Below are 13,619 nucleotides of genomic sequence, written 5' to 3'. Positions count from 1 at the left end.
TTATCGCGCATCCGGATCCGGAGAATTTCTACGGACCAAATTGTTCAACTTCTCTATATAAGAGAATGCTGCCGGAACTACTACTAGCGTAAGCACTGTAGAAGAGATCAATCCGCCTATGATCGCGACACCCATACTTGTCCTTTGTTTCGACGCCTCGTTCAATCCGATCGCGATAGGAGCCATACCGGCAATCAAAGCGAATGAAGTCATTAGGATAGGACGAAGACGTTCTCTTCCCGCCTCTATGATCGCTTCTTTCATTTCCACACCTCTTTGTATAAGCTGATTCGTGAAGTCTACGAGCAGGATCGAGTTCTTGGTAGCCACCCCGATGAGCATGATTAGCCCGATCATGGAGAATATATCCAAGGACTTTTGGGTTATGAATAGAGCGATGAACGCTCCACAAAGCGCAAGTGGAAGGACCAACATGATCGCGATAGGTGTGATAAAACTTTCATACAAGGAAGCAAGGACCATATAGATGAATAACACCCCGAGTCCCATAGCGATCCCGAGAGAAGTTCCCATCTCCTTAAAGTTCTCAGCCTGTCCGGTATATCCGATACGAACTCCCGGAGGAAGAGGCAATTCCGTTTGTGTGAGTTTTGCCACTTCCTCCATTGCTCCACCCATACCAGGTCCATCCGGATTTACGTCCGCATAGATCTCCACAGATTGGTTTCTGTTCATACGGTTGATGGTAGCAAGACCGGTTGTCTCTTCCGCCTTAGCAACGTTTTGGATCGGGATCATCATATTATTGAAGTTAGGAACAAAAGAATTATAGAAGTTATCCTTCAAATCTCTCTGACCTTCTTTCAAACGAACACGAATATCGTATTCCACTCCGTTCTCACGATAGACTGCAGGAGTAGTTCCTTCTACCAAAGTCCTTAATTCCGTTCCGATCACTGTTCCTGGAATTCCGAGTAACACTTCTCTTTGGCGATCAGGTACGACCCTGAATTCAGGAGCACCAGCTCTATAACTTGTGTCCACATCCAGAAGCGCTTTAGATTCTCTTAATCTTTCGAAAAGTTTTCTGGAATATTCTTCCACTACCTTTCCGTTCTGTCCGCTGACTACCAGAGTGAAAGGTCTTTGTCCTCCACCCACGTTATCCACATCTTTTACGATAGGGTTTGCATAGGAGAATGATTCCAATTCTTTACGAAGAAGATCTTTGAACTGAGAAGTGTTCATATTTCTTTCTTTCGCTGGGATCATCTCCACGAACATAGTCGCAGTCCTGTTCGTATTGAACATAGCTACCAATTTAACTTCTTTATGAGAAGAAATCTCTTTATATGCTTCTTGTGCGATCTCCGCCATCTTATGTACGGAAGTTCCGGGAGGCATGTCCAAGGTGACTTGGAATTTTCCTTGGTCCTGTGCAGGCAAGAATGTTTTCGGAATGTATTTGGTCAGCATCAAGCTGGCGACAAAGATCAAAACCGCACTACTCAATATGAACACTGGACGTTTTAAGGTGAATTTCAAAACGCTTGCGTAAATATTTTCCAACCAAGTTTGGAATACGTTAAATCCGGATAAGACTGAATCCAATCCCTTCTCCACAGGAGAAAGAATTTTTCCTAAGATCGTGAATACAAACTTTAAGAGTTCGAATAAAGCGGAGAAAACTCTGGAAACAATTCCTTTCGGAGCCTCTTGCGCTCTTATCTTGGAGAATGCAATCTCCTCTAAAGTGGTGGTTGCACCATTCTTCTTCTTTTTCTTTCCATCCGTAGGAACGCTTAAGAATTCTTGTGAAGAATGTCCATGACCTGCTTGTGCATGTGCTCCTGAAATTTTTCCACCAAAATAAGCGGATAACATCGGAGCGATCGTAAGTGCATCATACAGAGAGATTAGAAGCGCAAAACAAACCGTAAGTCCGAATTCTCTTAAAAACTGTCCTACTACACCGCTTACGAATGCGATCGGCAAGAATACCGCGATCACAGTCATAGTAGTCGCGATTACAGCTAATGTTACTTCTTTTGTTCCTTCCGTAGAAGCTTCTCTTGCGGTTTTACCCATCTCTCTATGTCGGAAAATATTCTCACGAACAACGATCGCATCGTCTATGAGTAGCCCCACCGCCAAACTTAATGCAAGAAGTGTCATTACGTTTACGGTAAATCCAGCGACCGCCATCAGGATGAACGCACCTAAAAGTGAGTTAGGCAATGCGAGTCCGGTAATGATCGTGGATCTAACACTTCCTAAGAATAGAAGCACCACGACGATAGTGAGTGCGATACCTATGATGATCGTTTCTTTTACATCGTAGATATTATCGTCGATCTGAATGGAGTTATCGTTTGCGATAGAAAGTACAGCACCACCTTCTCTTCTCGCAAGTTCCTTGTTCAGATCATCTATCCTTTTTTTTACCTCTTGTGCGACTGCTACTGTATTCGAACCTGATTGTTTGAATACTAACAAGAAGACCGCCTTCTTTCCGTTAAAGTACGCGCGAGTACTTTCATCTTCTAGAGTATCTACTACTTCTCCCAATTGTCCTATCTTAACGGGAACCTCGTTCCCGAATAAGGAAATCGGAGTGTCTCTGATTTCTTGAGGAGATTTGAATTCGTTGATGGTTCTATACACCAGCTCCGAATCCGCCTTACTCACTTTACCTGCAGGTATATTCGTTCCACCGGAAGCCAAACGATTGGAAACCACGGAAGCAGGGATCATATGTTGTTTTAATTTTTGTCTATCTAAAGCGACATGGATCTCTCTTTTACGTCCGCCGTAGATAGTGATATTTCCCACGTCCTTAGCGGTTAAAAGATTTTGTTTGATCTCTTCGTTAGCGATATCGTAGATCTGCGCTTCACTCAAGTTTGCATTCAATGCAAGAATGATGATTGGTTGATCTGCAGGGTCTATTCTTCTGATGATAGGTTCTTTGATATCATTCGGTAATTTAGGTTTTACCGCAGAGACCTTATCTCTTACCTGTTGTTCCGCGTATTTCACGTCGGTTTCTAAGGTAAATTCCAGGATGATCGTTCCTGAACCTTCACTACAAGTGGAACGGATCCTTTTCACTCCGGAGATAGTGGAAAGTTCATCTTCCACGGGTTTCGCGATCAGAGTTTCGATCTCGTTGGGAGCCGCTCCGGGATAAGGCACAGTCACTGTGACTACCGGAATGGTTACGTTAGGGAAGAGGTCCACACCCAGCTTGTTTAGGGAAAGATATCCCGAAACAAGAATGATGAGAACCGTACAGGTGATAAATATCGGTCGTTTGATCGATAGTTCCGCAAAATTCATTTTTGATCTCCGGTATTTTGGTTCAGAACTTCTTCGGCATCCATTCCGTATTTGCGAAATAGTGTCCCCTTAGAGAGCTCGTATTGTACTAGCGCCGAGTTATAATTCACTTTTGCCTGCATCAGTCCGTATCTAGCTTGCGCTACCAAGTCCAATGCGTTCTTAACGTTTACGGATGTGGCTCTTCCGTATCTGTATCTGGGCAGAATGCCCGAGTAAAACTTCTCCGCTTGAGAAAGATTCTTTTTGGATTCTTCTAAGATCTCATAAGTAGTGCTGATCTTTTGCAGCCCTTGTCTTACGTCGGTTTTGACCTGCTCTTTTGTTTGTTCCAAAAGAAGATCCATTTTCCTGCTTTGTGTTAAAGAATTCTTATATTCCGCTCTTGCAGTATCGTTCCCAAGAGGATAATCCATCTTGATCTCTGCGGAATTCTGGGTAAATCTGCCAGTCCCTATTCCATCGAAACTTTGAGGAAAATTACGATCGTATTCGCGGGAATTATAAGTTCCGCTCACATAAAGAGAAGGTAATAATCCGTTTTTGGAAATTTCAAGTGCTGTTCCGGCATTCTGTTTTTGTAATGCGATACTTTTGAAATCGTATCTATGCTGGAATGCCTCTTCTGTTTCCGAGTCTTCCGCACCTAGAGTAGGAAGAGAATCATCCAAAACTAAGGAGAAATTCACTTTAGTTTCAGGATCTTTTCCAAGTGAAACAAGTAAGTCCCTGCGAACTCTGTCTTTTTCCAGTTTTGCCTGTCTGAGTTGGTTCTCAGCCGAGATTAAAAGCGAACTCCATTGGCCGGACTCATAATCTTCCGCTACTCCCATTCTAACCTTGGAAGAAGTAATATCCTTTACATTCTTCACACTTTTGACTAGAAGCTCTGCGGTTTTAAGATTTTCGTCCGCTAAGGATAAATTCCAAAAAGATAATAGGGATTGGACTACCGACCTGGAGAGAGTATTCATCGCGTCCAATCTTCTAGCAGCGGAACTTCTCCTGCTGATCTCCAAGGATCTTCTTTGCTGGTATCCGAAAACGTTTTTTAATAACTCTTGTTTGAGTGTAAAACCTAGATTTGCAAAGTGAAGACTTGGTTGAGCGAACTGTTGAGCGATCGTTCCTCTTTGTTCCGGTCTTTTCCCCGCATCCGTTTCATAACGGTTGTCGGAGACCGTTAAACTAGCTGTGGTTCCTGTATTAAAAACTTTTGATAGACCCGCGGATAGAGTATTACTTGTGATCTCTCTACCTTGCAAAGTGTATTGAGGTAAAGGTAAGTTATTCGTCTTTTGAGTATTAGCGGTTAAAGTCCCGATAAAATTGTATTTACCGTTCTCCTTCTCCCAATCATATTCGGAATTCTCCAGGTCCAGTCGGCTCATCTTTGCCTGAACTGAATTCTCTAAAGAATAACGGATAAGAGAAGTAGTGGTCCAAACTCCTTCTTTCTCCAGATCGTCCCGTGTATCTCCGGATATAGAAAGAGCACTTAGAAAAATACCTAAGTAAAGTACGCTGCGAAAGGTTGCCTGATTCTGTTTGTGTTGCATAACATCCAACGGGAAACATTTATAGTATATTTTGTTTCCACCCATAGGAAACAAAATCTCTTTTTATTGTTTCCCGCGTCAATAGAAAAATTTTCGAAATGAAAAGATTTTATTGATATTGAGTCTCATTATTGGAGAATCTGGACATGAGCATACGTGGAGCTTCTTCCCTTCGTCACCCATTCCTGGATCTATGCAGAAAGCTGGAATCCGGGCAAAAGGAAGCGGAAGTCTTAGAAACCTATCCCCCAAGATCTGAAATTTGGAAACTTACCCCTCAAAATGCTGAAAATGAATTTTTAGGGACCCGACCGGAGGAAGAAGTTCCTTAATAAGAGAATTTTACTTCTTCTTCCCCTCAAAAAATCCTTTCCAACTCCTCACTTTCAGATACTAGACCAGAGCTTTCTCATCTAGGATTTGCTGCCTACTTTCGTGAAATTCGGGGTCTTTTCAGGATCTCCGCCGTCCTATAATGTGCAAGCCCAAGTACGAAGATGAACGAGATCCCTGCAGACATTCTCACATTCATTAAGTTTTTTGAACATTCGGACGGGACTTCCGTATATGTGAACGAACTGATCAGAGATGAAGCCGGTAAGATCAAAGATATAAAACTACATTATTGCAACGAACAAGCCGCTAAACTTTTACGACTGGAGAAGTCTTTCCTTATAGGAAAAAATTTCACGGAATTAAGACCGGATGTGAGCGAGCTTAAACCTGAGATCACCGAGTTTATGGATTCCATTAGCAAGGCCGGTTCGGAGTGGAGAGGAACTCGCAAGTCTATAATTTCCGGAAAATATTTCGACTCTACGATGCTTTGCCCTAAGGACGATTGGATCGTTTCTCTTGCAAAGGACCTAAACCAAGAGATCAAAGAAAAAGACATTTTTAGGGAAGCAGCCTATCGCAACGAAGATGCGGTTTATTATTTGGAGCCCATCTTTGATGAGAAAGGATCCATTATAGATTTTTTATATAAGGACTTAAATCCTGCAGCGGAAGCCGAGATCGGAATGCCGAAAGAGATCGCTATCGGTAAAAATTTACGCAAACTATTTCCCAAAACTATTGAATTAGGGACATTCGATCTGTATAAGAATGTTTATCTTACTCAGCAGGCGGTAAAGAAAGAATACGAAACTGAAGACACCCATGGAAATCCCGGATTTTATCTGCTTCAGATCAGCAGAGTTTACGAAGGCCTTGTGATCAGTAATAAAAATATTACCGAAATCCGAAATGTGGAAAATCAGCTTAGGATCCAAAAAGAACAATTAGAGTTCACGTATCTGGCATCCAACGACGGATACTGGGATTATAATGTGAAAACTTCTCAACTTTTCCTCTCCGAAAGATGGAAAACGATGCTTGGTTTTACCGACCAAGAGATCGCTTCCGATGATCTTCAGGTCTGGAGAAAATTAGTACATCCCAAGGATCTTAGAATTGCACTTTCCGCATTCCAAAGACATCAATCCGAAGAAACGGAAAGATTCGATAAGGTCTTAAGATTCAAAACAAAAAGTGGAGAATATATATTTATCCGTTCCAGAGCGCTTATCATCAAGGATGAGAATGGGGATCCTACACGTATTGTAGGAACTCATACGGATATCTCCGCCGCAAAACAATCCGAATTAGCTTTAGAACAAGCAAAAGAAAGAGCGGAACGGGCAGACAAAGCAAAGTCAGAATTTTTAGGGATGATCTCTCACGAGATGAGAACCCCTTTAAACGGAATATTCGGGATGGCTACACTTCTCGCAGGTTCCGAATTGAACTCGGAACAAAAAGAATATTTAAAAGATCTTTCGGATTCTACCGAGATCCTTTCTAGATTGATAGATGATCTACTACAGATCATCACCTTGGATTCCGCCAAAATGGAGATCAAGGAAGAACCTTTCGAGATCAAAACCTTCATAGACTTTATACGTATATTAGTAGAACCTAAAGCATTCGAGAAGGAGATAGAATTCAAGATCTCTATCTCCGAAAAATTCCCGAAAGTGATCATAGGGGACAGGACCAGGATCGAACAGGTATTATTGAATCTGATCACGAACTCGATCAAGTTTACCGATAAGGGCTTGGTCACACTCTCCTTAGATATAGAAGGAGAAAACTCTATCTTATTCAAAGTAAAAGATACAGGGATAGGTATCCAAGAAGAGGCAAGACTAAGGATCTTTGACGCATTCCACCAGGAAGATTTAGCGGATACTCGTAAGTATGGAGGAGTAGGATTAGGACTTTATATAGTCAAAAGACTAACTTCCAAAATGAAAGGAGATATTCGACTGGATTCCGTGCCGGGACTCGGTTCCGAATTTTCTATCATTCTTCCTTTAAAAACCGAAACAGATATCCAGATTACTCCGGCTCAGATACAATCGGAAACAGTTCCTAAGTTCTCTTCAGGCTCTGTTTTGATCGTAGATGATAACGAGATCAATGTAAAGATCCTATCCAAACATTTAAGTAAAACAGGGATACAATCGGACTCCGCTCTAAGCGGCAGAGAAGCATTAAAACTTTTAGATACGAATGAAAAGAAGTACGATCTGATCCTACTAGATCTACAAATGCCTGAGATGGACGGATATCATACTGCGGATGCGATACATGCTTTAAATTCTTTTAATGCAAAAACACCGATCGTGGCAGTCACCGCTAGTTCATTCTCGGAAGCATATGAAAAATGCGCTCAACATGGGATAGAAGGTTTTATCGGCAAACCATTCCAACCTAAACAACTTTATAAAGTTCTTTCCGATTTTCTTTGACGAATGCTTGTCTCGTAAAACCGGATCCGGAGAATTGCCGGTATGGAGACCATTCATCCATTCAAACCTCCCATTCATCTAAGACATCCGTTTGTACAAACAGTTTTAGCTTCTTTAATGAGGCAGAATATTCCGGATCATCCTATGGACAAGACTGCTTCTCCGGTTGTTATAGATGCAGGAAAAGGAGTTCGTTTATTAGGTCATTATTCCAAGTCTCCACAAAACAAAGCGTTACTAGTGCTTATACACGGCTGGGAAGGAAGTATGGATTCAAATTATATCCAAAGAACTTCCAGAAGATTTTACGATAAGGGAATTTCTATCTTCAGATTGAATTTAAGGGATCATGGGAACACTCATCATCTGAATCCGGAACCGTTTAACGGAAGTTTAATACGAGAGACCTACGAAGCAGTACGCAAAGTTGCAAAAGAATTCGGACATAAACTTCCGGTATACCTGGGCGGATTTTCTATGGGCGGGAATTTTACGATCCGAGTGGCAAGAGAACATTCCAGGAATAAACAAAGTATCCCGAATTTAAAACATTGTATCGCCGTCAGTCCTCCTCTTCATCCAAAGTCCGCGACCGAAATGATGGATTCTAAACTGATCCTAGGAAAATATTTCTTAGATAAATGGAGACAATCTTTAGCTAAGAAGAACGTACATTTTCCGGATCTACATCCTTATCCGAATATCATGAAAGGAAAGACAGTCATGGAAATGACTGATAGGATAGTTGCATCTTCTGTGGAGTTTAAAAACTCGGATGATTATTTTAATTCTTATACATTGGGTCCAAAGGATTTTGAAAAATTGAAAGTGGATCTGACTATAGTTACATCCGCAGACGATCCGATCATACGTCCCGACGAATTCAAGGAGATCCCTAAAAGTTCCAAGCTTAGGATATTCATCCAAAAATACGGAGGCCATAACGGATTTTATGAAAACTTAAAAGGAGACTGCTGGTACTTCAGGGTCTTCGATAAAGTTATATTCGGATAAGAAGAAGTGGCTTGCTTTTCCCTCCTTTCTTCTAAACTCAAGCCGTAAGCATATTTCGTTTTTGAACATAAGTTCAAGAATAACCGAACGGCTTTCGTTATAGGAGAAATACTATGTCCAACGCATACGTTATCGATGCGGTTCGCACCCCGAGAGGAAAAGGTAAAAAAAGAGGAACACTTGCATCAGTTCACCCGCAAGAACTTTCCGCCTCAACTCTATTAGCGATCCAAGAAAGAAACGGATTAAAACCGGAAATCGTAGAAGAAGTTGTTTTAGGTTGTGTTTCCCAAGTGGATGACCAAGCTGCATGTATCGCACGTTACGCGGTCATGGCTGCACAATGGCCAAATTCCGTTCCGGGATATACAGTAAACCGTTTCTGTGGATCAGGATTACAAGCGGTAAACAATATCGCAAACCATGTTCAGTCAGGGGCAATGGCGGTAGGCTTAGGCGGCGGAGTGGAGTCCATGAGCCGGGTAAAAATGGGAGCCGATCTAGGAGACAGGGATTTTAATATAGGAAATCCTAATATACAAAAACATTATAATCTTGTTCCTCAAGGAATTTCCGCGGATCTGATCGCAACCAAGTATAATATCAGCAGAGAAGAAGCGGACAAATTCGCAGAGTCTTCTCAATTGAAAGCTGACAAAGCGATCAAAGACGGTGTATTCAAAAAATCCATTATTCCGGTAAAGTTAGAAGATGGAACAGTAGTGGATACTGATGAGAACCCTCGTATAGAATCCGACTACGCATTCCTTTCCAGTTTAGGTGCAGTTTTTAAAACAGTCGGTGAAAGAGAATTAGATGCGATCGCATTAAGATCCTATCCTGATGTGGGAAAGATCAATCATATCCACACACTCGGAAACTCTTCCGGGATCGTGGACGGCGCCGCTTCCGTTCTGCTCGCTAACGACGAAGGGATCAAAAAATACGGATTAAAGCCTAGAGCAAAAATACTCTCTACGGTAGCTACTGGAGAAGACCCTACCATCATGTTAACAGGGCCTGTTTCCGCTTCCAAAAAAGCGCTCCAAATGGCAGGACTAAAAGTGGAAGATATCGATCTTTGGGAGATCAACGAAGCATTCGCTTCCGTGGTTCTTTACACTCAAAAAACTTTGGGGATCCCTCTGGAGAAGATCAACGTAAACGGAGGAGCAATCGCTTTAGGACATCCTCTGGGAGCAACAGGAGCTATTCTTCTCGGGACCGCATTGGACGAATTAGAAAGAAGAAATCAACGTTACGCACTCATTACTCTCTGCATAGGCGGAGGAATGGGGATCGCAACAGTAATCGAAAGGATCTAACACCTAATTTTCCTCATTTTAAGGATGCCGCTTTTCGACCGAAAAGCGGCATTTTTATTTTTACACACTCTCTCGAATATCCGTTCCGCAGCGCATAATCCTTACAATACGAATTCCGACTAATTTAAGTTAATATATTTCATTATTTCAAACAAATCTCAAAAATAAATTTCCCATATGAGGTAACACGTTTTGTTTAGTCGTAAATTATAATATACTCCAAAAGTGTTATTATATGGAAATTATTTTACGTATAATTTCAAAATATCCGATATTCATAATTTATAAAATTTTTTTTTTCATATTTATCATCTTAGTATACAAAAGTTAAAAAATTAAATATTTCAATTTCCCGCGTTATTCTAGAGTTATGGCTCATTAAAAATATATTACATAGATATTTTCCGAATATTCGGGAATGCTTTTGGATGGAGCTCGTCTATGACGAACGCTGGAATAGAAAAAAAAGATGTTCGGCAATCGGAACGCCGGACTAAAAAAAATATTTTGTTAGTCGGGATCGGTCCCGAAAGATCGGAACTGATCTCTAAAATCTGCGAAGATGTGGGACTCACTGTCCTTCATTCTTTTTCATTAGAAGATCTAAATATTGATCGCGATTTTGGGATCGTATACTCGGAGTTAGATATCTCTCAATTCGAGACATTGACCCGAAAATTCTTTGCAGCCAAAAGATCTCCTTCTTTTATCTTAGGATTGGAAAGTCCGGATGCTAAGACGATAGTTAAAGCCTTACGTTTGGGAGCCTTCGACTGCATAGACATTAACGCAACTTCTCCCAAAGAGATCAAAGATACTCTCAAACATATAAAGGAAAATTGGGAGCTGGATCTCTTACAGGATAATCTTGAAACGGAAAGAATTAATAAGATCCAAGGGGATTTGGATTGGAATTCGTTCCGTAAGGATCTGATCCGCAAGGATCTACAAACAAAAAGCGCCTATCTTATCTCGAATATTAGGACTTCTTTAAGTCAGGGATCCGGTTTCGGTGCATTGGTATCCGCGATCGGATTAATACGTAAAAAAGCGAAGCAGAACGGTACTCATTACGAGGTCCCCGCTACTCTAATAGATCTACTGGTATCCAATGCGGAAACCGCAAACAGGATCATAGAAATTTTTAACGAAATGGATTATTTCATCCATAACGCTCAGATCAAGGAAGAGTATTCCATTTCCCAAATACACAATCTATTCAGGAAAGAAATACATAACGTATACGAACTTTCAAGATTCAAAAAACTTCATATCAAGATCTGCGAAGACAAGTATGTAAACTCCAGAGCAACCGTAGGTATCCACGAAGAAAGTTTTAAAAAAGCGGTAGAAGAACTGCTCCTGAATGCGATCAAATTTTCGGAACCCGAGACTACGATCTATGTATTATTCACTTTGAAAAAAAGAAAACTTCTGATCTCTGTTTTAAATTCTCCTAAGATAGAAGGTGGGAGTAAAAAAGGGATCCCCAACGAAGAATCGGAGTTCGTATTCCAACCTTTTGCAAGACTGACCAAATACGTACACGAAGACGTCCCTACCTTGGATTATGGATTAGGGCTGCCATTGGTGGAAAAAATAGTTTCGAACCACGAAGGAAAAATTTCCACATTCAACGTAACAAGCTTTTTGGACGAGGAAGAAGAGACGATGGTCCTAATGGAAATGGATCTGCCAGTTTTTCAGAAAGTTTAGAATACAGTGTAATTCTACTCTATAACAGGAAAACGCATCGTAAGACAGATCCCTTCTTTTCTGGTATCATCCAGATTTAGGTTCATTGTCTGCAGATGCACTTTTCCATTTTGTAACTCTACTAACTTTTTAACTACGGGGAGCCCAAGGCCCATTCCGAATTGTTCCTGGTCGAAACGTTCGTCCATAAATTTGACTCCTCTATAAAAAGGTTCAAATACAAGATCCTCATGAAAATCCTGTATATAACCTGAAAATGGAGGATCGTTGATCACTTTAAATTGCAGCTCATCTCCGATCCTAAGCACCAGGATCAGAACGCTGGATCTATCGGGAGAATACTTTAATGCGTTGATCAAAACTTCTTTTGCAATTGTAGAGATCCAAGGTTTCTTAAATCTCAAACGATTGGAAAGAATATGCAAATTATCTGATACTAGGATCTTTTGGTCCTTGAGAAGAACGGAAGGCCTGATATCGTCTATCACCTCTCTCAATACATCCACAAATTCAGCAACCGTTCCTATTTCGTCGGGAGTTTCACTTTCTTCGAAAAGTGCCTGGGCAGAAGATAAAAATTTAGTGAACCTTGATGCGCTTGCTACCCCGTCCTGCAAAAGATCGAATAGATTAGAGCGGATTTCCACAAATTCGGCGCCTTCTTTCTTCTTTGCTTTGGAAAGTATCATGGAAAGAACGCTCATCAAACTTCCTACGCCCGTTCCCTGCATCAAAGTGATATTGATCTGTTTTATCGCGGAATCCATCCAAGCGGTGGAGGAATACCTATCCTTGAGGGATTGTTTCCAGTCGAAAATTTCCAATGCTTTTCGATAAATTTCTATCTCGGCCTTCTTTACACTTTCTCCGGTAGGATGAATGGAAATATTCTTAAAATCGGAAGGGAGTTTAGTCTCCATGGGAAGAAATAAAGTTAATAAATTTCCATCCGTTGTTCTGGATGTGACGGTATGGTAGGCTAAGTATATCTCGTCCGTGTTTTTCAGACGTTTTATCATTTCATAATGTTTGAGGCTTGGATCTTTTTCCCATAAAGAAGCCTCATGTTCTCTATCTACCGGATGGATCCAATCTAGATAATCAAAAGTGGCATCCAACTCTTTACCGATCAGCTCGGCAAACTTGTCGTTGGATTCTATAATTTTGCCGTTTTCTTCGGTGAGAATAGCGGGTGATAGTAAATTGCGTACGAGGGAATTCAATCGTTTCTCCTAAGCGGCGCCGATACTTATTTCTAAACGTTCTTGAGTTTTCGTTCGAAATTAAAAGAAAGTGGTCGGCGTTTTTTTCCGCATATTCTCCCGTATTTTGTCCAAATAAGCCGCTTCGTTTTTTTCGATCATATTTTTCTCTAGATCGATCTGTACACGTTTTACAAACACTTCGAAAGTATGTGTGAAAAAGCGTAGATTTCTATAATACTGGCCTCCTGTTTCTTCTCCGGAAACAGAAATTTCTTCCGATCTTAAAAATTCTTTCACGAACTCTACGTTTCTTTCGCCTATCGGAACAGTTTTAGGGCCTAGTCTTAAAACCTTCCCCCCGCCTATAATCTTTGCTTGCAAACGGCTTCTGGGAATTCCTTTCTTCACGAATTCATTGATCAATAATTCCATAGCATTGATCCCGAATCTTGCGGAATCATCAATGCCCGATTTTCCTGGGAGAAGTATATGATTCATCCCGCCGAATCTATTGAACGGATCGAATAGACATACCGATACGCAGGAACCTAAGAGGGTTTTCATCGCGACTGGAGTTTGGGAAAACAAACATTCTCCTACATTAACAAACACCGACGGGATTTTTTCCTCTTCTTCAATGACTCTATTTGATTCCAATCAATCCGCCCGCGCTATAGTATACTCTAATACGACTTTGAAAATCGA

General features: G+C 41.1%; 9 protein-coding genes. 5 read left to right on the top strand and 4 right to left on the bottom strand.

Translation table 11 applies throughout. The annotated features are described in order from the left end of the window. Nucleotides 1-3,300 carry an efflux RND transporter permease subunit gene (locus EHR06_RS04395; RefSeq protein ID WP_135755871.1) on the bottom strand — a complete coding sequence of 1,100 codons (3,300 nt, stop codon included), beginning with the start codon at nt 3,298-3,300 and terminating at the stop codon, nt 1-3. Next, entirely contained in the window at nt 3,297-4,904 is a 1,608-nt protein-coding gene (locus EHR06_RS04390) for a TolC family protein (protein WP_135755870.1), read from the bottom strand. Before EHR06_RS04390 ends, EHR06_RS04395 begins: the two co-directional genes overlap by 4 nt. Before the next feature lie 101 nt (nt 4,905-5,005). Here EHR06_RS04390 and EHR06_RS04385 point away from each other — a divergent pair, with 101 nt between their 5' ends. The 5 genes from EHR06_RS04385 to EHR06_RS04365 all read left to right on the top strand — a co-directional run bounded on the left by EHR06_RS04385 (nt 5,006) and on the right by EHR06_RS04365 (nt 11,709). Further along, nucleotides 5,006-5,191 carry a hypothetical protein gene (locus tag EHR06_RS04385; protein ID WP_135755869.1) on the top strand — a complete coding sequence of 62 codons (186 nt, stop codon included), beginning with the start codon at nt 5,006-5,008 and terminating at the stop codon, nt 5,189-5,191. Nucleotides 5,192-5,356: 165 nt separating this feature from the next. Next, a complete protein-coding gene (locus EHR06_RS04380) occupies nt 5,357-7,654 on the top strand; it encodes a hybrid sensor histidine kinase/response regulator (protein WP_135755868.1) in 2,298 nt (765 codons plus the stop codon). Between the two features lie 42 nt (nt 7,655-7,696). Further along, nucleotides 7,697-8,668 (top strand): YheT family hydrolase, encoded by a 972-nt coding sequence (locus tag EHR06_RS04375; RefSeq protein ID WP_135755867.1) that lies wholly within the window; start codon nt 7,697-7,699, stop codon nt 8,666-8,668. Between the two features lie 113 nt (nt 8,669-8,781). Next, nucleotides 8,782-9,993: an acetyl-CoA C-acetyltransferase gene (locus EHR06_RS04370; protein WP_135755866.1), complete on the top strand. Its 1,212-nt coding sequence runs from the start codon at nt 8,782-8,784 to the stop codon at nt 9,991-9,993. A 441-nt stretch (nt 9,994-10,434) separates the two neighbouring features. Continuing rightward, on the top strand, nt 10,435-11,709 hold the full coding sequence (locus EHR06_RS04365) for a sensor histidine kinase (RefSeq protein ID WP_135755865.1): 1,275 nt from the start codon (nt 10,435-10,437) through the stop codon (nt 11,707-11,709). A gap of 14 nt (nt 11,710-11,723) precedes the next feature. Here EHR06_RS04365 and EHR06_RS04360 read toward each other — a convergent pair whose 3' ends face one another. Together EHR06_RS04360 and EHR06_RS04355 are read right to left on the bottom strand one after the other, a co-directional pair. Further along, nucleotides 11,724-12,932, bottom strand: coding sequence for a sensor histidine kinase (locus EHR06_RS04360; RefSeq protein WP_135755864.1), 1,209 nt, complete (start codon nt 12,930-12,932; stop codon nt 11,724-11,726). 60 nt (nt 12,933-12,992) lie between these two features. Next, on the bottom strand, nt 12,993-13,502 hold the full coding sequence (locus tag EHR06_RS04355; RefSeq protein ID WP_244288488.1) for a chemotaxis protein CheD: 510 nt from the start codon (nt 13,500-13,502) through the stop codon (nt 12,993-12,995). Nucleotides 13,503-13,619: the final 117 nt, after the last annotated feature.

Origin of the sequence: Leptospira dzoumogneensis (genome assembly GCF_004770895.1) — a bacterium.
In the GTDB taxonomy this organism is placed as follows: domain Bacteria; phylum Spirochaetota; class Leptospiria; order Leptospirales; family Leptospiraceae; genus Leptospira_B; species Leptospira_B dzoumogneensis.
The sequence above is the reverse complement of the archived record's forward strand: the minus strand, read 5'-3'. Positions and strand labels throughout refer to the sequence as shown.